18 protein-coding genes are annotated in these 19,634 nt (G+C 65.7%); 13 read left to right on the forward strand and 5 right to left on the reverse strand.

Annotated elements, in window-relative coordinates:
• The first annotated feature begins 43 nt into the window (after window positions 1-43).
• The 5 genes from G6N33_RS27800 to G6N33_RS26385 all read left to right on the forward strand — a co-directional run bounded on the left by G6N33_RS27800 (window position 44) and on the right by G6N33_RS26385 (window position 4,871).
• The gene (locus tag G6N33_RS27800) at window positions 44-166 is read left to right on the forward strand and encodes a hypothetical protein (RefSeq protein ID WP_269473926.1); all 123 of its coding nucleotides are present in this window, start codon (window positions 44-46) and stop codon (window positions 164-166) included.
• A 73-nt stretch (window positions 167-239) separates the two neighbouring features.
• Window positions 240-1,121, forward strand: a complete 882-nt coding sequence (locus G6N33_RS26370) for an alpha/beta fold hydrolase (protein ID WP_408632748.1) — start codon at window positions 240-242, stop codon at window positions 1,119-1,121.
• A 172-nt stretch (window positions 1,122-1,293) separates the two neighbouring features.
• Window positions 1,294-2,478, forward strand: coding sequence for an acyl-CoA dehydrogenase family protein (locus G6N33_RS26375; protein WP_044505732.1), 1,185 nt, complete (start codon window positions 1,294-1,296; stop codon window positions 2,476-2,478).
• Window positions 2,479-2,487: 9 nt separating this feature from the next.
• Complete coding sequence (gene bphC, locus G6N33_RS26380; protein ID WP_044505731.1) at window positions 2,488-3,396, forward strand: biphenyl-2,3-diol 1,2-dioxygenase; 909 nt, start codon at window positions 2,488-2,490, stop codon at window positions 3,394-3,396.
• Window positions 3,393-4,871 (forward strand): FAD-dependent oxidoreductase, encoded by a 1,479-nt coding sequence (locus tag G6N33_RS26385; protein WP_044505730.1) that lies wholly within the window; start codon window positions 3,393-3,395, stop codon window positions 4,869-4,871. Before bphC ends, G6N33_RS26385 begins: the two co-directional genes overlap by 4 nt.
• A gap of 23 nt (window positions 4,872-4,894) precedes the next feature.
• On the opposite strand, the gene G6N33_RS26390 is transcribed toward G6N33_RS26385, so the two are convergent.
• Together G6N33_RS26390 and G6N33_RS26395 are read right to left on the reverse strand one after the other, a co-directional pair.
• On the reverse strand, window positions 4,895-5,164 hold the full coding sequence (locus G6N33_RS26390) for a hypothetical protein (RefSeq protein ID WP_044505728.1): 270 nt from the start codon (window positions 5,162-5,164) through the stop codon (window positions 4,895-4,897).
• Window positions 5,161-6,273 (reverse strand): Rieske 2Fe-2S domain-containing protein, encoded by a 1,113-nt coding sequence (locus G6N33_RS26395; protein ID WP_044505727.1) that lies wholly within the window; start codon window positions 6,271-6,273, stop codon window positions 5,161-5,163. Before G6N33_RS26395 ends, G6N33_RS26390 begins: the two co-directional genes overlap by 4 nt.
• Before the next feature lie 271 nt (window positions 6,274-6,544).
• On the opposite strand from G6N33_RS26395, the gene G6N33_RS26400 reads away from it, so the two are divergent.
• The 3 genes from G6N33_RS26400 (at window position 6,545) to G6N33_RS26410 (ending at window position 12,235) form a co-directional block, all read left to right on the forward strand.
• Window positions 6,545-7,651 carry an alkene reductase gene (locus G6N33_RS26400; protein WP_101528362.1) on the forward strand — a complete coding sequence of 369 codons (1,107 nt, stop codon included), beginning with the start codon at window positions 6,545-6,547 and terminating at the stop codon, window positions 7,649-7,651.
• A gap of 121 nt (window positions 7,652-7,772) precedes the next feature.
• Window positions 7,773-11,288 (forward strand): carboxylic acid reductase, encoded by a 3,516-nt coding sequence (gene car, locus G6N33_RS26405; RefSeq protein WP_456299203.1) that lies wholly within the window; start codon window positions 7,773-7,775, stop codon window positions 11,286-11,288.
• A gap of 26 nt (window positions 11,289-11,314) precedes the next feature.
• Window positions 11,315-12,235, forward strand: a complete 921-nt coding sequence (locus G6N33_RS26410; RefSeq protein WP_044505725.1) for a TIGR03564 family F420-dependent LLM class oxidoreductase — start codon at window positions 11,315-11,317, stop codon at window positions 12,233-12,235.
• Window positions 12,236-12,238: 3 nt separating this feature from the next.
• On the opposite strand, the gene G6N33_RS26415 is transcribed toward G6N33_RS26410, so the two are convergent.
• Together G6N33_RS26415 and G6N33_RS26420 are read right to left on the reverse strand one after the other, a co-directional pair.
• A complete protein-coding gene (locus G6N33_RS26415) occupies window positions 12,239-13,081 on the reverse strand; it encodes a hypothetical protein (RefSeq protein WP_408632749.1) in 843 nt (280 codons plus the stop codon).
• Window positions 13,082-13,101: 20 nt separating this feature from the next.
• Window positions 13,102-13,560 (reverse strand): DUF1003 domain-containing protein, encoded by a 459-nt coding sequence (locus G6N33_RS26420; protein ID WP_081661935.1) that lies wholly within the window; start codon window positions 13,558-13,560, stop codon window positions 13,102-13,104.
• 226 nt (window positions 13,561-13,786) lie between these two features.
• On the opposite strand from G6N33_RS26420, the gene G6N33_RS26425 reads away from it, so the two are divergent.
• Window positions 13,787-14,914 (forward strand): FAD-dependent oxidoreductase, encoded by a 1,128-nt coding sequence (locus tag G6N33_RS26425; protein ID WP_044505724.1) that lies wholly within the window; start codon window positions 13,787-13,789, stop codon window positions 14,912-14,914.
• A gap of 53 nt (window positions 14,915-14,967) precedes the next feature.
• Here the strand turns inward: G6N33_RS26425 and G6N33_RS26430 are convergent, their stop codons facing one another.
• Entirely contained in the window at window positions 14,968-15,666 is a 699-nt protein-coding gene (locus G6N33_RS26430; RefSeq protein ID WP_044511723.1) for a GAF and ANTAR domain-containing protein, read from the reverse strand.
• A 202-nt stretch (window positions 15,667-15,868) separates the two neighbouring features.
• Here G6N33_RS26430 and G6N33_RS26435 point away from each other — a divergent pair, with 202 nt between their 5' ends.
• From G6N33_RS26435 to G6N33_RS26450, 4 genes are all read left to right on the forward strand, one after another.
• The gene (locus tag G6N33_RS26435; RefSeq protein ID WP_408632811.1) at window positions 15,869-16,309 is read left to right on the forward strand and encodes a flavin reductase family protein; all 441 of its coding nucleotides are present in this window, start codon (window positions 15,869-15,871) and stop codon (window positions 16,307-16,309) included.
• A gap of 3 nt (window positions 16,310-16,312) precedes the next feature.
• Window positions 16,313-17,059, forward strand: coding sequence for a pyrimidine reductase family protein (locus tag G6N33_RS26440; protein WP_044505722.1), 747 nt, complete (start codon window positions 16,313-16,315; stop codon window positions 17,057-17,059).
• A gap of 282 nt (window positions 17,060-17,341) precedes the next feature.
• Window positions 17,342-17,683 (forward strand): hypothetical protein, encoded by a 342-nt coding sequence (locus G6N33_RS26445; RefSeq protein WP_044505720.1) that lies wholly within the window; start codon window positions 17,342-17,344, stop codon window positions 17,681-17,683.
• A gap of 137 nt (window positions 17,684-17,820) precedes the next feature.
• Window positions 17,821-19,626: a serine/threonine protein kinase PknE gene (locus G6N33_RS26450; protein ID WP_044505718.1), complete on the forward strand. Its 1,806-nt coding sequence runs from the start codon at window positions 17,821-17,823 to the stop codon at window positions 19,624-19,626.
• Window positions 19,627-19,634 lie beyond the last annotated feature (8 nt).

Genomic DNA, 19,634 nt, shown 5'->3' on the forward strand with positions numbered 1-19,634 from the left:
GCGCCGCCGACTCGGTCATGGCGCGGCGCGGCCCGGGCGGGTATTGATCCTCGTCCTCGCCGCGCCCTCGATCGCGCATTTCGACGTGGTCGGTGCACAGCTGGTGCACGCGATCATGTCGTCCGCGGTGGTGGTCAGCGCGCTGTCACCGGGCTCGAGCGGGTGACACCGACTGTAGACGGCGACTCGCTGGCCGAACGCCGGAACACCGGTCCCGGTGCACGCGGCAACATGGCAGGGTGAGAGCCGTGGCAAATACTTCTCCGGCGACCGTCGAGCAAGACCTGCGTGAGGTCGACACCCCGAAAGGCGCACTGCGCTACTACGACTGCGGACCGGGTTCCGCTCCGACGCTGCTGTTTCTGCACGGCTCGGGCCCCGGGGTGACCGGGTGGCGCAACTTCCGTGGGATCCTGCCCACCTTCGCCCAGCACTTCCGCTGCCTGATCTTGGAGTTTCCCGGCTTCGGGGTCACCGACGACTTCGGCGGCCACCCGATGGTCACCGCGTTCGGCGTGGTGCTGCCTTTTCTAGACGCACTCGGTGTCGACCAGGCACACGTCGTCGGCAACTCGATGGGTGGCGGCGTCGGTATCAACTTCGCGATCGGTAATCCGGACCGCATCGGGCGGCTGGTGACCATCGGCGGCATCGGCACCAACATCTTCAGCCCCAGCCCCAGCGAGGGAATCCGCCTGCTGCAGGAGTTCGTCGAGGAGCCGACCCGCCAGCGTCTCGTCGACTGGCTCAAGTCGATGGTGTACGACCAGGCGTTGGTGACCGACGAACTCATCGACGAACGTTGGCAGCTGGCCACCGACCCCGTCGCCCTGGACGCCGCCCGCCGCATGTACGGCAAGGCGGCGTTCGCCGCGATGAACTCCGCGATGAGCGCGTCTGACCGGCCGTTCCCGTGGGCGATGATGCACAAGCTGGCCGCACCCACGCTGCTGACCTGGGGCCGCGACGATCGGGTGAGCCCGCCCGACATGGCATTGATCCCGATGCGCACCATCCCGAACGCGGAACTGCACATCTTTCCGAACTCGGGCCACTGGGCCATGATCGAAGCCAAGGCGGCGTTCGAAAGCACGGTGCTGGGCTTTTTGTCCCGCGATTGAGCTCGGGCGCACGGCCTTTCGTCGGCATGGCGTGCGCGGTGCCGGCGTCCACGGCGGGTCAAGCAGAGTGCGCAGGGGCCCGGTGATTTGCGTCCGCTCATCGGGATTCCTTCCGGGCGGGCCGGGGACTGCGGTAGACCATTACCCAGGCCCCCACAGTAAGGACAACGACATGAGCGATCGCGTACTCGACCGGGTGATGGCTATGGCGGACCAGTTGCGCGACCAAGCGGCGGAAGCCGAACGCATTGGCCGGCTCACCGACGACACCGTCAAACTGATGAAAGGGGCCGGCCTAATCCGATTGCTGCAGACCAAGCAATACCAAGGCTTCGAGGTGCACCCGCGCGAATTCGCGGAGACGACGATGGCGACGGCCGCGCTGGACCCGGCGGCGGGCTGGATCGTCGGTGTGGTCGGGGTGCACCCGTATCAGCTGGCGTACGCGGACCCGAAGGTGGCCGCCGAAATCTGGGCCGACGACGTCGACACCTGGATGGCCTCCCCGTACGCGCCGCAAGGGGTGGCCAAGCCGGTCGATGGGGCTTACCTCTTCAATGGACGCTGGCAATTCAGTTCGGGTACCGACCATTGCGACTGGATCATCCTGGGCGCGATGAAGACCGACGAAAAGGGCATTCCGCTGATGCCGCCACAGATGCTGCACATGATTCTGCCGCGCAAGGACTACGAGATCGTCGAGGACTCGTGGAACGTGGTAGGGCTACGCGGAACCGGCTCCAAAGACGTCATCGTGAAAGATGCGTTCGTCCCGACCTACCGCACGATGGACGCGACCAAGGTGATGGACGGCACCGCGCAGCGGGAGGCCGGCATGACCGAGCCGCTGTACTTGATGCCGTGGTCGACGATGTTCCCGCTGGGCATCTCCGCGGCCACCATCGGCATCGCCGAGGGGGCGTTGGCGGCGCACCTGGACTATCAACGCGAGCGCGTCGGCGCGACCGGAACCGCGATCAAGGACGACCCGTACGTCATGCACGCCATCGGTGAGGCGGCCGCCGACATCAACGCCGCCCGCCAGGAGTTACTGGCCAACGCCGACCGGATCTACGACATGGTCGCGGCCGGGAAAGAGGTGTCGTTCGCCGACCGGGCGGCCGGGCGCCGGACACAGATTCGCGCGGTGTGGCGCGCCGTGTCCGCAGTCGACGAGATCTTCGCCCGCTCGGGCGGTAATGCGGCCCGGATGGACAAGCCACTGCAGCGATATTGGCGCGACGTGCACGTGGGCCAGCTGCACGCCATCCATATGCCGGGCACCACTTATCACGCGTCGGCGCTGAGTTCGTTGGGTATCGATCCGCCCGAGGGCCCCCTGCGGGCTTTGATCTAGGAGAGCACGTTGGCAGATCTGAAAAGCCTGGGCTACATCACCATCTCGACCAACAACATCGAACGCTGGCGGCAGTTCGCATTCGGGGTCCTAGGATTCGCCGAAGGGAAGGGCCCGGACGCGTCCGCGCTGTATTTGCGGATGGATGAGCGGGCAGCGCGGTTGATCGTACTGCCGGGTCAAACCGACCGGGTGCTCACCATCGGCTGGGAGGTGCGTGACCATCCGGCGCTGCAACGGGTCAAGGCGGCTCTCGATAGCGCCGGGGTGCCGTTCAAGCAGCTCTCCGTCGACGACGCCGAGAGCCGCCGCGTCGAAGAGGTGATCAGCTTCGAGGATCCGACCGGCACCACGCTCGAGGTGTTCCACGGCGCGGTGCTCGACCACAGCCCGGTCGTCACCCCGTTCGGCGCGAGATTCGTCACCGGCGACCAAGGCATGGGCCACGTCGTGGTCCCGGCCATGGATCCCAACGGGGTGTTCGAGTTCTACACCGAGCTCCTCGGCTTTCGCTCCCGCGGGGCGTTCCGGGTGCCGCTCCCGAAAGAGTTTGGCCCCGTGCGGGTTCGGTTCTTAGGCATCAACGAACGCCATCACAGCCTGGCGATTGTGCCGGCCGGGCACATGCGCGACCCGCGGCTGGTACACATCATGGTCGAGGTCGACACCCTCGATGCCGTGGGCCAGGCACTGGACCGGGTCAATGCCGAGGGCTTCCAGCTGTCGTCCACGTTGGGACGCCACACCAACGACAAGATGATCTCCTTTTACGTCCGAGCGCCCGGTGATTGGGACATCGAGTTCGGCACCGACGGCATGCGGGTCGACGAAAACTATTACACCGCAGAAGAAATCACCGCCGACAGCTACTGGGGCCACCAGTGGGTCGGCGAGATGCCGGCGGCGATGCGGTTATGAGTCCCGACAGCCGCCCTTTTTCCGGCGTAACGCCGGCGCTGGCCTCATCGATCAGCACCTGGGACTACGAGGCCGACGTGGTGATCGCCGGTTACGGCGTCGCGGGCGCCGCGGCCGCGGTTGAGGCGGCGCGTAGCGGCGCGGACGTTTTGGTGGTCGAACGCACCGGCTCATGGGGTGGCGCGGCTTCGATGGCCGGCGGGTTCATCTACCTCGGCGGCGGCACTCCCCTGCAAAAGGCTTGCGGCTTCACCGATTCCGTCGACAACATGGCCGCGTTTCTCAATGTCGCGATGGGGCCGGGCGCCGACGAGAACCGGATCGCCGATTACTGCGCCGGCAGCGTCGCACACTTCGAGTGGCTCGTCGGATGCGGCGTGCCGTTCAAGGCCGAGTTCTTTCCCGAACCCGGTTGGGAGCCGATGGGCGACCAGGGCTTGATGTACAGCGGCGGGGAGAACTCCTATCCGTTCAACACCATCGCCACCCCCGCCCCGCGCGGCCATGTGCCACAGATGCAGAACAAGAAGCAGGGCGAAGCCAGCGCTGGGTACATGCTGATGAAGCCCTTGGTCGACACCGCCACCGCCGCAGGCGCCCGCGCGATCTATGACGTCCGGGTGCAGCGCCTGATCATCGAATCCGACGGCCGGGTCGCCGGCATCTGCGCCCGCCGGTACGGCTCCGAACTCGCGATTCGGGCGCGCACCGGCGTGGTGCTGGCCACCGGGAGCTTCGCCTACAACGACTCGATGGTGGCACGTTACGCCCCGCGCATCGCCGGGCGGCCGGCCGCCTCCATCGAGCAACACGACGGCCAGGCGATCCGGATGGCCCAAGCCCTGGGCGCCGATCTGGCCCACATGGACGCCACCGAAGTCGCGATCTTCATCGATCCCCAGCAGCTGGTGCGCGGCATTCTCGTCAACGGCCGCGGTCAACGCTACGTCGCCGAAGACACCTACCCCGGGCGCATCGGGCAGCTCACCCTGTACCACCAGGACAACGTCGCTTACCTAATCATCGACAGCGACGCCCAGGAAGAGGCGATGGCATCGTGGTCGCCGAAGCTCATGCTGCGGCAGCCGACCTGGGTGGCCGACACCGTGGCCGATCTGGAAGCCGACATGGGGCTGGCGCCGGGTTCGCTGCAGGCGACCGTGGCGGCCTTCAACGAGGGCGCCGCCCACGGTGAGGATCCCCTGTTGCATAAGAAGCCGGAGTGGATCAGGCCGATCGGTACCCCGGTCGGCGCGATCGACCTGCGCGACAACACCGGCGGGTTCACCCTGGGTGGATTGGCCACCACGCTCGACGCCGAGGTGCTCCATGTCAGCGGTGACCCGATTCCGGGACTGTTCGCCGCGGGCCGCTCGACGGCCGGGCTGGCGGCCTGGGGGTACGCCAGCGGGGTCTCGCTCGGTGACGGCAGCTTTTACGGTCGCCGCGCCGGGCGGTCGGCCACCAAGGGTTGACGTACACCGAACACCGGATGCGCCTATCGCTCGTCGACGATGGCCAGCTCCCCACGCCGCACCGCCTCGAGGATCGATTCGCGCAGCGCCGAACACAGTAGGAACACACCGCGATTCGCGTGCGGAGCGACCTGGCGGTCGGCCACGCGTTCGGCGCACCGCGTGGTCGCGTCGGCGGTCCACTGCACGCTGGTTTGATTCCAGGTGCTCTTGCGGACCAGCACCCGAGCGGCACAGCTACCGCACGTCACCGGCGCCATCGGCATCTCGTCGAGCCGATTGTCCGTTCTCATCTGGCCGCCAGGTTGGCTTCGACTTCTTTCATCCACGCCTGGTAGGGCCGGGTGGTGTCGAGCTCGAACTCGAACCGGTCCACCATATCCGGCTCCACGTCCGCGACATCGACGTAGAACTGCTGATACCAGCGCCGCAACTGGTACACCGGGCCGTCCTCCTCGACCAGCAGTGGGTTGTCGATGCGCGTCTTGTGCCGCCAGATCTCGACGTCCTGCTCGAAGCCCAACTTGATGTAGTCGCCCAATGTGATCGCCGTCCGCATGGCCTGATCGCCGGGCAGCGCCTCGGACTTCTTGACGATGATGCCGTATTGCAGCACAAAAGAATTCGAGTCGATCGGATAGTGGCAGTTGATGAGAATTGATTGAGCATCGCCGTGCTCGTAGTGATAGGTCAGGTCGTCGATCATGAAGGACGGCCCGTAGTACGACGCGACCGAGGTGTTGCCCAGCATCCGCGAGCCCTCCGTACCGGCCATGTCGGGGCGGCCTTGACCGTTCATGTACTGCGTCGCGACATGTCCCTCGAAGATGTTCTTGAAGTAGGTCGGCAGCGCGCCGTGGATGTAATAGAAGTGCGCCATATCGACGACATTGTCGATGATTTCGCGACAGTTGCTGTTGACCACGGTGGTGTACCAATGCCAATCGGTCCACTCGTCGCTGGTGGCCCCTTCGATGCGCGGGATGGTGACCTCCCGAGGCGGCGGATTATGTTCCGGGTCATTCCAGACGAAGAGCATGCCGTCCTGCTCTAGGGTGGTCCAGGTTGCCGTGCGAGCTAATCGGGGTGTCCGTCGCGCGTAGGGCACCCGCTTGCAGCGGCCGTCGCCGCCCCAGCGCCAGTCGTGAAACGGACAGGCGATCTCGTCGCCCTTGACCTCGCCCTGCGAGAGGTCGCCGCCCATGTGCCGGCAGTAGCTGTCCAGTACGTTGAGCTTGCCGTCGCCGCCGCGGAACACGACGAGCTTCTGGCCGAACGCGTTGACGGCGTGTGGCTTGCCATCACCGAAATCTCTGATCAGGCCCAGGCAATGCCAGCCCCGGGCGAACCGGGTCGGTACGGCCTGGGCTTCGATGAGCCGGATTTCGTCGCTGTCTTGCATTCCACCGATTCAACTCCCCCGGCGCACCCGGCGCGAGCGCTATTCCACTCTTCAGGCCGGCCATTTGTGTCAGGCGTGCTAGGGCGTGTCTCCTAGGCGGTAGGACATGTGTCCTAGCCGTGCCGGGTCTGGCGACCACACCATGGAAGTCGTCCGCACGTTAACGGGGCAGTCGGGCGTCCGTATCTCGTGGCAGGGCAAGACCCGACGAAAGGTGCGGACAAGCGTGGCTCGAATATTCGCTGTTGCCGGTCTCAGACAACCATTCTTCATGGCGCTCGCAGCCGATGACGCGACGAAGCGGCGGTTACTGCATCCGGGCCATCCATTACTGGCTCCCCTGCAGCTCGGCGCCTTGTACGCACCCAACCGAATTCTGATGGCCCCCATATCGCGGACGCGTGCAACTGACGACGGCGTACCCACCCGGCTGATGGCCGAGTACTACGCCCAGCGCGCCAGTGCCGGCCTGATCATCACCGAGGGCGCGTTTCCCTCGGCGCGCGGGCAAGCGTATCCCAACCAGCCCGGGTTGGAAACCGCCGCACACCAAGCGGGATGGGAACGGGTTGCCGAGGCCGTTCATGCAGCCGGCGGACGAATTGTCATGCAGCTCACCCACTCTGGGCGCATCTCGCATCCGGCGATTTTGGGCGGCGAGCGGCCCGTGGCACCCTCGGCCATCAAACCGCCCGGCGGCGTGCACACCGCAACCGGCAATCGGCCGTTCGTTGTTCCCCATGAACTCACGTTCGACGAAATACACGATGTGATTGCCGACTTCGTCGCGGCCGCCCGCCGTGCCCGGGCCGCCGGTGCCGACGGCGTGGAGATCGATGCCGCAAACGGCTACCTGCTCAGCCAATTCCTGAGCTATGACGCGAACTATCGCCGCGACGCCTACGGGGGCTCCGCACAGGATCGTGCACGACTACCCAGCGAGGTCATTCGCGAAGTCGCGAACGCGATCGGACCCGGCCGGGTGGGTTTGCGCATATCCCCCGGCAACCCGGAGAACGACATCCACGAACCAGACCTCGAAGCGCACCTGATCCTGGCTAAAAATGCCCGCGAACTGGGCCTGGCGTACCTACATGTGCGGGTTGCGCCCGAAAGCCCGATCTTTTCCTGGCTGCGCCGCCGCTGGCCGGACCGTCTCCTGCTCAACCGGGCGTTCCAGACGACAACGACCCGCGAGCAAGCGGTCGACGTCGTCACGGACGGGACCGCCGATGCGGTGACCATCGGCCGTGCGTATGTCGCCAATCCCGATCTAGTCCGCCGCTGGACGGATGGGGCCGAACTCAACGTGCCGCGCATGGAATTCCTGTACGCCGGTGGCGCCACCGGCTACACGGATTACCCGTCCATGTCCTGACAAGTCACCAAGGTCACACCTAGGAGCGTGCACCCCTCTCGTCCGGCCGGAGTTCTGCTTCGAAGAACAGATAAAGACGGAAGGACACCCCATGACGACCGGCCCACTTCACCCCATGCCGATGTCCGACATCGACGAGGACCAGGGCGAGCGACTGGCCCGCCGAGTGAGCGAACTGTTCGACATCGACCCGCAGTTCCGCGCGGCCACCCCCCTACCCGCAGTGATCGACGCGGCGTGTGCGCCGAATTTGCGGCTCACCGAGATTCTGCAAACGATCGTCGACGGCTACGCCGACCGGCCCGCGCTGGGAGAACGTGCCCGCGAGGTGGTCACCGACGCAACCGGTCGGACGACTGTGCGGCTGCGACCACGGTTTGACACGATCAGCTACCGACAGCTGTGGGACCGGGTGTGCGCGATAGCTGCCGCCTGGCGGCACGACACCGAAAACCCGGTCGCGCCAGGCGATGTCGTTGCGACCGTTGGGTTCTCCAGCGCCGACTACCTGATCGTCGACATGGTATGCGCCTATCTCGGCCTCGTCACCGTGCCGCTACAACACAACGCCCCGGTGTCGAGGCTGCGATCGATCATGACGGAATGCGAGCCGAAAATTGTCGCGGTGAGCGCCGAATACCTCGATCTAGCAGTCGAATCCGCATTGACCAGTTCGTCGTTGCGGCAGCTGGTGGTGTTCAACTATCAACCTGAGATCGACGAGCAACGGGAAAACTTCGAAAACTCCCGCATACGCTTGCAGCGCAACGGGACTCGTGTGGTTGTCGGCACGCTGGATGAAGCCGTTGAGCGGGGCAGGCGCCTGCCGGCCGGGCCCGCATTCACCGACGACAACGACGAGCGCCTGGCGATGATCATGTACACCTCCGGAAGCACGGGCACTCCCAAGGGCGCCATATACACCGAGCGGATGCTCGCCAAGATCTGGACATCCGGGTCCTTCCTGCCGGGCGACTTGCCAGTGATCAACGCCAATTTCATGCCGCTCAACCACATCGGCGGTCGGCTCCCGCTCGCATCTGCGTTCCTCATGGGTGGCACCAGTTACTTCGTCCCTGAATCCGATCTGTCCAGCCTGTTCGACGATTGGGCATTGGTGCGGCCGACCGAACTGGGGATGGTGCCTCGGGTGGTGGAAATGCTGTACCAGCATTACCGCAACGCCATCGACCGGGGGATCGCGGACGGAGCCGATCCCGGCACCGCAGAGCGGGACGCCGCGGGCGAGCTGCGCGAGCGGGTGTTGGGCGGCCGGGTGCTGGGCGGCTTCGTCGGCAGCGCGCCGCTGGCCGGCGAAATGAAGTCGTTCTTGGATCGAGTACTTCAGACGCACATCGCCGACGGGTACGGACTGACGGAGACCGGCATCGTCGCCCGTGATGGCGTGATCAACCGCAGACGGGTGATCGACTACAAGCTCGTCGACGTGCCTGAACTCGGTTATTTCGGTACCGATCGGCCCTTCCCGCGGGGCGAATTGCTGGTCAAGACCGACACGATGACGCCCGGCTATTTCAAGCGCCCGGAACTCACCGCGCAGGTTTTCGACGAAGCCGGTTTTTACCGGACCGGTGACGTCGTCGCGGAAATCGAGCCGGATCGGGTGGCCTACGTCGACCGCCGCAACAACGTCCTCAAGCTGGCTCAGGGTGAATTCGTCGCGGTGGCGACCCTGGAGTCGGTGTACGCCACCGCCCCGCTAGTGCGGCAGATTTTCCTCTACGGCAACAGCGAACGGCCGAGCCTGCTGGCCGTGATTGTGCCGACGTCCGAGGCGCTGGCCGAGTATGGCAACAGCCAGGCCCTGAAAACCGCTCTGTACCGGTCACTTCAGCAGAGTGCCTCTGCCGCGCAGCTGCAGTCCTACGAGGTGCCCGTCGACTTCATCCTGGAAACCGAGCCCTTCACCGAGAGCAACGGATTGCTGTCCGGCTTGGGCAAGCAGCTGCGCCCGCGGCTCAAGGAACGCTACGGCGAGGAACTCGAGCGGCTTTACACCGACATCGCGGCCGCGCAGGTCGACGAGATCCGCACGCTGCGCGAAAACGCCGAGCACCGTCCGGTGGTGGAGACACTCTCCGGCGCCTGCCGCGCCCTGCTCGGCACGTCCGGCGCCACTGCCGAGATCCATTTCACCGACCTCGGCGGAGATTCGTTGTCCGCGTTGAGCTTTTCGCATCTGCTCGAGGGGATCTTCGGCGTCGAGGTTCCGGTGTCGGTGATCACCAGCCCCGCCAACAACATCGGCAAGATCGCCGATTACATCGAGGCGCGGCGCGGCGCGGTCAGCCAACGGCCAACCGCCGCCACCGTGCACGGCCACGGCGCGACCAGCATCGCCGCCGCGGACTTGACGTTGGACAAGTTCCTCGACGCCCAAACCCTGGACGGGGCAACGTCATTACCGCGCGCCGGCAGTACGCCGCACACCGTCTTGTTGACCGGTGCCAATGGTTGGCTGGGCCGGTTCCTCACCCTGGAGTGGCTGCAACGGCTCTCCGCCGGGGGCGGCAAAGTGATCACGATCGTGCGTGGCCGCGACGCCGACGAGGCCAGAGCCCGGTTGGAGGACGCGTTCGACAGTGGCGATCCGGCACTACTGAATCGATTCCACGAGCTGGCTGCGCACCTCGAGGTGCTGGCGGGTGATGTCTCCGACCAGCATCTGGGCCTGGACGGCGCCACCTGGCAACGGTTGGCCGACACCGTCGACCTGATCGTGCATCCGGCGGCCCTGGTTAACCATGTGCTGCCCTACGACCAATTGTTCGGCCCCAATGTGGTTGGCACGGCAGAGGTTATCCGCCTCGCGCTCACCAGCCAGATCAAACCAGTCAGTTACCTGTCCACGATTGCGGTGGCGATGACGGTGCCGCCCGGCGAGTTTGAGGAGGACGGCGATATCCGCCGGATCAGCCCTACCCGGGCGCTCAACGACAACTACGCCAACGGCTACGCCAACAGCAAGTGGGCCGGCGAGGTGCTGCTTCGCGAGGCCAACGACTTGTGTGGCCTGCCTGTCGCGGTGTTCCGCTCCGACATGCTGCTCGCCCACACCCAATACCGCGGCCAGCTCAACGTCCCGGACATCTTCACCCGACTGATCTTCAGCCTGCTCGTGACGGGTATCGCCCCGCATTCGTTCTACGAAGATGACGGACTCGGCAGCCGAGCCCGCGCCCACTACGACGGTCTGCCGGTCGACTTCGCTGCCGAGGCCATCACAGCCATCGGCATCGGGGTCACCGCGGGCTACCGGTCGTTTGACGTGATGAACCCCTACGACGATGGTGTCTCCCTGGATGTGTTCGTGGACTGGCTGATTCGTGCTGGCTACAGCATTGAACGCATTCCCGACTACGACGATTGGCGAGAGCGATTCCAGACCGCGCTCACGGGTCTACCCGAACACCAACGCCAACACTCGGTCCTGCCGCTGCTGCACGCATTCCGCCAGCCGGAGCAGCCTATCCGGGGCGCCGCCGCCCCGACCACCGCATTCCAGGCGGCGGTACGCGCGGGCAGGATCGGGCCCGACCACGACATCCCGCATATTTCGCCGGATCTGATCGGAAAGTACGCGGATGACTTGCGCCGGCTGTCCTTGCTCGGCTGAGTTCACATCACACGAAGGAGCACGCGGTGCAGTTATCGGTATTCGCCTATCTCGGAGCGCAGCAGGGGCAATGGAACATCGACGCCTACGTCGAAAGCATCGCCGAATTTGCCGACGCCGGTTTCACGCGGGTGTGGTCCGCGCAATTACCTTGGGAACCCGATCTGTTCACCGCGCAGGCCGTCGCGCTTCGCGAGGTTCCCGGGATCGAGCTGGGTGCGGCGGTGCTGCCCATCCAGGTCGCGCACCCGATGCTGACCGCGCAGCGGGCACTGACCCTCAACGCGATTGGTGAGGGGCGGTTCAAGCTCGGCATCGGCGTCAACCATCCGGGCATGAGCACGGAGCTGTGGGGGATCCCCTGGTACAAGCCGGTACGCCGGATGAGCGAGTACTTGGACGGACTGCTGCCCTTGCTTGCCGGTGAGAAAGCTGACGCCGTCGGCGAGTTGGTCACCACCCGTGGTGAGCTTGACATTCCGGGCGCCCCGGCGCCCGAGGTCTACCTCGCCGCCCTGGGCCCACAGATGTTGCGCCTGGCGGGTCGGCGGTGCGCCGGAACGATCACCTGGATGACCGGCCCCAAGACCTTGGCCAACCACATCGGTCCGACGCTGCGCGATGCCGCTGCGGGCCGCCCCGAACCGGTCCGGGTGGCCGCCGCGGTAGCGCTCTGTGTCACCGACGACGAGGCCGGCGCCCGAGCCCGCGCCGCCGAAGAGTTCCAGCTGTACGGCACACTGCCGTCCTACCAGGCCATGCTGGAGCGGGAAGGCTACGCCGGCCCCGAAGACGCCGTCGTCATCGGCGACGAAGCCGCCGTATCCGACCGGATCGCGGAAATCCGCAGTGCCGGCGTCGACGAGCTGATCGTCTCTCCGTTCGGGGACAACGCAGAATCCATCGCGCGGTCAGTGGCTCTGCTGAAAACGGTCGCCGGTCACTGATCCTCACCGGATATGCAAACCGCGCCGATGCACCCATAGCACTGCCGCGCCAGTTCCGGCCGCCCACACTGCTAGCGCAATAACAAGGTGTACAAAGCTTTTCGTGTCACGACCGAAGATCGGCCAGATCATCGCTGGGAGCTGCGTCCACAACACCCGGTGCTCGACCCCGTTCATCGGATCCGCGATGTAGTAGAGCGCATACGGCAAGAGCAGCGCGATGATCCAGCCGCGAATAAGGCGACGGTCGTCACGCTGTCGCCACCGACGCAACAGCGGCTCGACACCGATCGGGTGTAACACCGAGAACAGGTTGCCCACCCCCAGCCAGGACACAATAGGGACCGCGACCGTCGGGATCGTGACGGCCAGGCGCTGCGGGCTCTCCATCCATAACGTCAACACCATCGCGGCCAGCAGAGTGGGCAGCCCCACGATGACGAGCAGCGCAACATTCTTGATCAACAGCACCCGCCAGAATGGGACACCGTCGGACACGGCCTGTCGGACGCGGTAGTGATCGGCGCCGAGCAGGTTGGTGGTGGTGACGTCGGCCAAGATCCACGACGAGAAGTACGTCCCGACCAGGATCACCCAGTCCTGGTGGCGGCCCGCCGTCAGCGGCTGCACCACCAGCCAGCCGACGGCGAAAATCAGGTTGGCTACCACACCCATCAGCCAGGTGCGTGGCGGCGTGAACGCCCAGCGGATCTCGGCGCCAATGGCCGGCCACACGTCACGCTGCAGATCCTTGGCGGCCCTCCTGGCCGCGTCGGGACGCGGCGCCGATGCACGCGCCACCGTGCGCACCGCGGCCCGCAAACGCGACTGCTCCTGCTTGACCACAGCGTCTCGGCTTTCTCGGGTTATTCGCGATGTTCGCCGGCCGGCGGCAGGAGCCGCCGGTGCAACTCCTCGGTGAGCACGTGAATCTGGCGGGTGAGCTCGGTGTTGGTCTTCAGCTCCAGCTCCTGGGTCTGGAAGTCATGGTCGGCCCGGGCCTGTTGGAAGGCCGCCTGACGGTTCTGCCCGATCATGACGAAGGTCGACAAAAAGATGGCTTCCAGGGATACCACTAGCGTGAGCGTCGGCCAGGGGTTGCGTTCCACGACCAGCATCCAGACGCCGAACAGGGCCGCGTGTATCCAGACAAAGTTCATTGATCCCGCGAACGCGGTGATCCGGTCGGCCAACCGCAGCTGGAAGTCGTCGCTGCGCCGCTTGGCCTCCTCCAGCACGGCGGGGTGATGGATCTGTCCGGAGCGCAGTAGCCGGCGCGGAACCAATTGTGGGACATGTCGGTGGCCGTCGGCCGGTGTGGTCATCGCGAGCGGTTCCTTTCTGCCCTGCTGGGCTGCGCGCCGCTGGCCAATATTAGTGGTCGACTGCTTCCTCCCCGCTGCGAATAGAACGTGTTACAGTTCTGCCGATCCGCGGCCAAGGCACCGGTCGCCCGGGCATTGCAGGTAAGGAGGCCCGCATGGTTTCCGCCGCGGCGCACTGGTGGCCTCCTTTCACGAAATTTCCTGTGACGCAGGGGAATTCACGCTAATGGCGGGGCGCAAGCGCGTTGTGGTCGCCGGTCTGGGCGATGTTGGCCTGCTGACCGCGATCCGGTTGGCAAAGCATGCCGACGTCGTGGGAATCTCCGTCAAGGACGCGTTGGTCAGCGGCCAGGAGCTCGGTGTCCGGCTGTCCCGCCCCGGCGACTGGGCCCGTGACTACTGGATTCCGTTTGACCGATTCCGCGGTCTGGACCGGGTGCGCACGGTGCAGGCCGAGCTGACTGGCGTGGACTTGGCCGACCGCACCGTGTTCGCTCGAGGCAGCGACGGCGCCGCGATCACCGAAGAATTCGACGCGCTGGTGATCTCGACCGGTGTAACAAACGGCTTCTGGCGTCAACCCATCATGCAGTCGGGCGCCGAGATCGCTGCGGACTTGCACGCCACACACCAGCGCCTGGCCGCCGCCGAGTCGATCATCGTCATCGGCGGCGGTGCGGCCGCGGTCAGCAGCGCCGTCAACCTGGCCACCACCTGGCCGAACAAGCGAATTGACCTCTATTTTCCGGGACCGGACGCGTTGGCCGGATATCACCCGCGGATTTGGAAACGAATCCGCGGCCGGCTCGGCGAGCTGAGCGTAGGGGTACACCCGGGGCACCGCGCGGTCATCTCGAACGGGTCCGGGGACACACGCATCACGAGCGAACCTGTTCGATGGAGCACCGGACAACCACCGGCCGCCGCGGAGGCCGTGCTGTGGGCGGTGGGCCGGGTGCGGCCGAACACCGACTGGCTACCACCCGACATTCTCGACGCGCGGGGCTTCGTTCGTGTGACGCCGGAGCTGGAAGTGCCGGGCCTTCGCGGTGTGTTCGCCGTGGGTGATGTCGCGGCCAGCGATCCGCATCGCAGCTCGGCACGCAATCGCGGAGATTCGCTGGTCGCCCACAACATCCGCGCCGAATTCACCGGCCGCCGCCTACGCTGCTACCGGACCCCCGGCCGGCGGTGGGGCTCGTTGCTGGGCATTCAGGCTGATGGGCTGGAGGTGTTTCTGCCCAGCGGTCACGCGTTGCGGATCCCGGCCTGGCCGGTTCAGCGTATCGTGATGCCCGGCTTCGTCCGGTGCGGCATGTACCGCGGGGTCCGGCCAAACGATCCGCTTCGATAAGCGTTGCGTCGATTGCCTTTCCGTCGGCAGCCGGCGGCGGTCCGCACGGCCGCTCAGGTGTTACGGGTGTCGATGACCCGCTGTGCGACGTCGACGAGGCGCATGTTGGACTCCTGCGACAAGCTGCGCAGCATGCCGAAGGCGCGCACGTCGTCGACGCCGTAGCGCTCCATGATGATGCCTTTGGCCTGGCCGATGCGGTCCCTGGTCAGCAACGCGGAGTTCAGGTTCTCTCCCTCGCGGCTGGCCGCCAACGCCGCGGCGGCGTGCGCGGCCAACACCATGCCAATCGTCTCGGCGTCCGCATCCCACGCGTGGGGCTGGAATCCGAAGACGTTGAGCGCGCCGGCGGTGCGATCCGCGGTGTAGAGCTTGAACGACAGTCCGCTGAACACGCCGACCTCCAATACTGCGGCACTGTATTTCGGCCAGCGCGGCTCTGCCCTGAAGTCGTCGGTGCGAACGACGGTTTCCTTGAGCGCGGCTTGCATGCACGGCCCTTCGCCGAGGCTTTTCTGCAGCTCGTCCAGCTCGTGCGGGATGCCTGTGGTGCCGGCCATGGAGTCGAACTTCCCGCCCGGACCGATCAGCAGCACACCGGCGGTGTCAGCCCCCGGAATCAGCTCGACAACGGCGGTAGTGACCTCGGCTAAGACGTCCTCGGTGCGCCGCGGCGCCGCGATGCTGCGGGATAATTCGGCCATGCGTTGCGCCAACAGGTGTCGGTCCAACACAGGCTCGTCAGTTTGCATTTCCGTCGCTCCCGGGTACTTGGCTTCAGGCAGGGTTCCCAAATACGGGATCTCGAACACGCCGGCCCTGGACAGCCGCGGCAACGTGCCGCGGCCATAGCGCTCAGCGTGGTTCCAATCCGGCACAAATGGGAATAGTGAGCGGGTGAGCGAACCGGGGGTTAACGCCTTTGAGAAGTTGGTGGCGCTGCTCAACTATCCGATGTTCGTCGTCACCACGCAGGCCAACGGCATTACGGCCGGGTGTCTGGTGGGTTTCGCCTGTCAGGCGAGCATCCATCCACCGCGCTTCCTGGTCGGCCTGTCGACGCAGAATCACACCTACCGGGTGGCCGCCGAAGCCACTCACCTGGCCGTGCACGTGTTCGACATCGAGCACATCGACGTCGCCGAACTCTTCGGCAGTTATACCGGTGACCAGACCGACAAGTTCGCCCGATGCCGCTGGCACGTCGGTCCCGCCCAGTTGCCCATCCTCGACGATGCCGCGGCCTGGTTCGTCGGCAAGATCTTGCACCGCTTCGCCCTTGGCGATCACGTCGGCCACCTGCTGCAACCCCTGGACGGCGACCCACCGGCCGAGCTGGAGCAATGGGTGTCCTTCAGCGACGTCCGCATGCTCGAACCAGGCCACGAGGCTTGACCGATGACCACGTCCGATCGCTGCCGCCAACAGTCCGACACCACGCGCCTGCGCAGCATCACCAGCATCGATGAGCTCGCGTCGTTCTATGCCGAGCCGCCGGACGGCGTGCGCGCCAACATGATCTACAGTGCCGACGGTGCCGCTGCCTTCGGCGGTCGCACCGGGCCGCTGTCATCTGAGACCGATCGCGAGTTACTGCGCATCCTGCGCGGCTTCGCCGATGTGGTTCTAGTGGGCGCTGCGACCGCACGTACGGAGAATTACGGGCCGGTGCAGCTCAACGACGCCCAACACGCCACACGGCGGCGCTGCGGAAGGTTCAGGCCACCGCCGGTCGCGGTAATAAGCCGGACCGGTGAACTCCCTCCCAGACTTGTCAGCGACCCGAGCCAACCGCCACTGCTGATCACCAGCGCCGAGACCGCAGCTCGCCACGACCGCACCGGCGACCAACGCTGCGGCGTACTGGTGGCCGGTGAGCGTTTCGTCGATGTCGTCACGGCCGTCGCGCTGCTACGCCACCATGGGCTGTCGCGCGTGCTCTGTGAGGGCGGGCCGACGTTGCTCGACGAATTGGTCAGCGCCGACGCGGTCCAGGAAGTCTGCGTGACGCTGGCGCCCAAGCTCGCCGCCAGTCAGCCGCTCGGTCACCGGCAGTCGCCGTCGCCGTTGGCTTTACCTGCGACGCTGCGACTCGAACACGCGTTGGTCCACGACGACTACCTGTTTCTGAAGTACTGCCGCTGACCAGCCTGACCAGTCGCCGGGAGTCGTTGAGCGCTTCGGATGTCCGAAACCGGAAGGCCCCCAACGGTTGCCTTACCGCGGCGGAGCCCAACTGCGGGCAAGTTCAAATGGCGCCCCACACCGTGCTGTGCCACGGTGGAGTGATGCGGCAGTTTCCGGGCGCGGTGCGGGTGGCGACACGATGAGAGTGGGTCGAACAGCTGTCGAACTTGCTGCGCGCCATTACCTTCGGGCCGCCAGCAGCCGCTTTCGGTATAGGTGTGGAGGAGGACCATCGGTCCGGTGAGCTATTCACGTGACGATGAGCGCTACCGCAATATCGCGGTGAACGGACTGCGGCCCAACGAACTTCGCTGGGCGCTCAACCATGATTCGGTGCACGGGATTGCCTACGCTTTCAAAAATCCCGTCGCAGTCGCCGATGCGAGCGATGATCCCGACGACGACCGCCTGACTTATCTGGTGCGAATCAAACGCACGGACTTAGCTACGGCGCTAGGCAACATCAGCGCGTGGATCGGCCAAAACCCCGGCAAGACAGGCCTGCACGCCTACGGTTTCCTGCGAGCATTGTCCAGAGAGGGCCTGACCGAGCCCAGAACCGGCGACGAGGAACGCCGCTAGCCCCGCGCGGCGGGCATTTGCCATCGCCACTGGCATTTTTTAGCCCCGGGAACTGAATCATTTGGCATTCTTTCTATTCACCATGCCCTTGGCTGGCCCAAACTATTAGCCTTATGCCTGGTACGGAGGAGTCGGCGATGGGTGACACCGCGGGTTCGCGGGAGGGCTCGCAGTTCGGGCCCTACCTTTTGCGGCGGCTGGTAGGCCGCGGCGGGATGGGCGACGTCTACGAAGCCGAGGACACCGTACGCGAGCGCATCGTCGCGTTGAAGCTGATGTCGCAGACGCTGTCCAGCGACCCGGTTTTTCGCATCCGCATGCAGCGGGAGGCGCGCACCGCGGGACGGCTGCAGGAGCCCCACGTCGTGCCGATTCACGACTACGGCGAGATCGATGGCCAACTCTACGTCGATATGCGGCTGATCGACGGCCTGGATGCGGCCACCATCTTGAGTCGCTATGGGCCCCTGTCGCCGCCACGAGCGGTAGCCATCGTGCGCCAGATCGGTTCCGCGCTGGACGCCGCGCACGCCGCCGGCGTGACGCATCGCGACGTCAAACCGGAGAACATCCTGATCAGCAAGGACGACTTCGCGTATCTGGTCGACTTTGGCATCGCCAGCGCCACCTCCGACGAGAAGCTGACGCAGTTCGGCACCACGGTGGGAACCTTCAAATACATGGCTCCCGAACGGTTCAGCGACGGCGACGTGACTTACCGGGCCGACATCTATGCGCTGGCCTGCGTGTTGTACGAATGCCTGACCGGAGCGCCGCCGTATAAGGGCGACCAGGTGAGCGTGATGAGCGCACATCTGCACCAGCCGATTCCACGGCCCAGCGTCACGCGTCCCGGCATCCCGGCCGCGTTCGACCGGGTGATCGCGCGCGGCATGGCCAAGGATCCGTTGGATCGCTATCCGACCTGCGGCGATCTCTCGGCAGCGGCGTACGCCGCACTGGCCACGCCTGACCAGGACCGGGCCACCGACATCCTGCAGCGCAGCCAGGCCGAGGTTCCGGCGGCCTACGCCGGCCAGTCCCCCGCCAATTTCGCGTCCGCACCGCCCGCCATGGCTGGTCAGTCGCCGGGCCCGGGCTGGCCCGCATCGCTTACCGGGTCACCGGCACCGCCGAGCGGAGCCATGCCGCAGCCGACGGGATGGCCCGGCACCCATGGCTGGGGCACCGGCGACGCGGCAAGCACGGTGACGCCCCCGTGGGGCCAGCCGGCACCCCGTCGGGTCCGCAATGCCTGGTTGTTCGTCGGCTTGGCAGCATTCGTGGTCGTAGCACTGGTCAGCGCGGTTCTCCTCGTCGCCCAACCGTGGCGCTCGTCGGGGCGATCCGAGTCGACGACGTCACCACCGGCCGCGGACGGGGTCGAGCTGCGCGTCCTCGACGACGGTGTGCTGGTGGGTAGCTCGACCGCCCCCGTCACGGTCGATATTTTCAACGAACCCATCTGTCCCCCGTGTGGCAGCTTTATCCGCTCCAACGCGGGTGACATCGAAACCGCAATCAACAACAAGAAGCTCGCGGTGCGGTATCACCTGCTGAACTTCCTCGATGACAAGTCGCACAGCAAAAACTATTCGACCCGCGCCGTCGCCGCGACCTACTGCGTTGCGGCGCAGAACGACCCGAAGCTCTATCTCGCCTTCTACTCCGGCCTGTTTGCCAGTAACTTCCAGCCGCAGGAGGGCGCGGCCGAGGACCGAACCGATGGTGAGCTGGCCCAACTGGCCAAGACCACCGGCGGCGACGCCACCGTGATCAACTGCATCAAAGCGGGCGAAGACGTCGCCACGGCCAGGGCGAAAGCCGAGGCCGGCGACGCGTCGCTGGCGGGGCTGAATGCAACCGGCACGCCTTTCGTCTGGGACGGCAGCAAATCGGTGAACTATCAGGACGCGACCTGGCTGACCAAGCTCCTCGGCTAACCCAGAGC

Source organism: Mycobacterium simiae (assembly GCF_010727605.1).
Taxonomy (GTDB): domain Bacteria; phylum Actinomycetota; class Actinomycetes; order Mycobacteriales; family Mycobacteriaceae; genus Mycobacterium; species Mycobacterium simiae.

What these genes read in the sequence shown, in the direction of transcription:
- car (WP_456299203.1), top strand. Translation starts at nt 7,773, where the DNA reads ATGTCCGACATCGACGAGGACCAGGGCGAGCGACTGGCCCGCCGAGTG.
- G6N33_RS26395 (WP_044505727.1), bottom strand. Translation starts at nt 6,273, where the DNA reads ATGCAAGACAGCGACGAAATCCGGCTCATCGAAGCCCAGGCCGTACCG.
- G6N33_RS26430 (WP_044511723.1), bottom strand. Translation starts at nt 15,666, where the DNA reads ATGCAAACTGACGAGCCTGTGTTGGACCGACACCTGTTGGCGCAACGC.
- G6N33_RS26390 (WP_044505728.1), bottom strand. Translation starts at nt 5,164, where the DNA reads ATGAGAACGGACAATCGGCTCGACGAGATGCCGATGGCGCCGGTGACG.
- G6N33_RS26425 (WP_044505724.1), top strand. Translation starts at nt 13,787, where the DNA reads ATGGCGGGGCGCAAGCGCGTTGTGGTCGCCGGTCTGGGCGATGTTGGC.
- G6N33_RS26435 (WP_408632811.1), top strand. Translation starts at nt 15,869, where the DNA reads ATGTTCGTCGTCACCACGCAGGCCAACGGCATTACGGCCGGGTGTCTG.
- G6N33_RS26385 (WP_044505730.1), top strand. Translation starts at nt 3,393, where the DNA reads ATGAGTCCCGACAGCCGCCCTTTTTCCGGCGTAACGCCGGCGCTGGCC.
- G6N33_RS26450 (WP_044505718.1), top strand. Translation starts at nt 17,821, where the DNA reads ATGGGTGACACCGCGGGTTCGCGGGAGGGCTCGCAGTTCGGGCCCTAC.
- G6N33_RS26375 (WP_044505732.1), top strand. Translation starts at nt 1,294, where the DNA reads ATGAGCGATCGCGTACTCGACCGGGTGATGGCTATGGCGGACCAGTTG.
- G6N33_RS26400 (WP_101528362.1), top strand. Translation starts at nt 6,545, where the DNA reads ATGGCGCTCGCAGCCGATGACGCGACGAAGCGGCGGTTACTGCATCCG.
- G6N33_RS26420 (WP_081661935.1), bottom strand. Translation starts at nt 13,560, where the DNA reads ATGACCACACCGGCCGACGGCCACCGACATGTCCCACAATTGGTTCCG.
- G6N33_RS26440 (WP_044505722.1), top strand. Translation starts at nt 16,313, where the DNA reads ATGACCACGTCCGATCGCTGCCGCCAACAGTCCGACACCACGCGCCTG.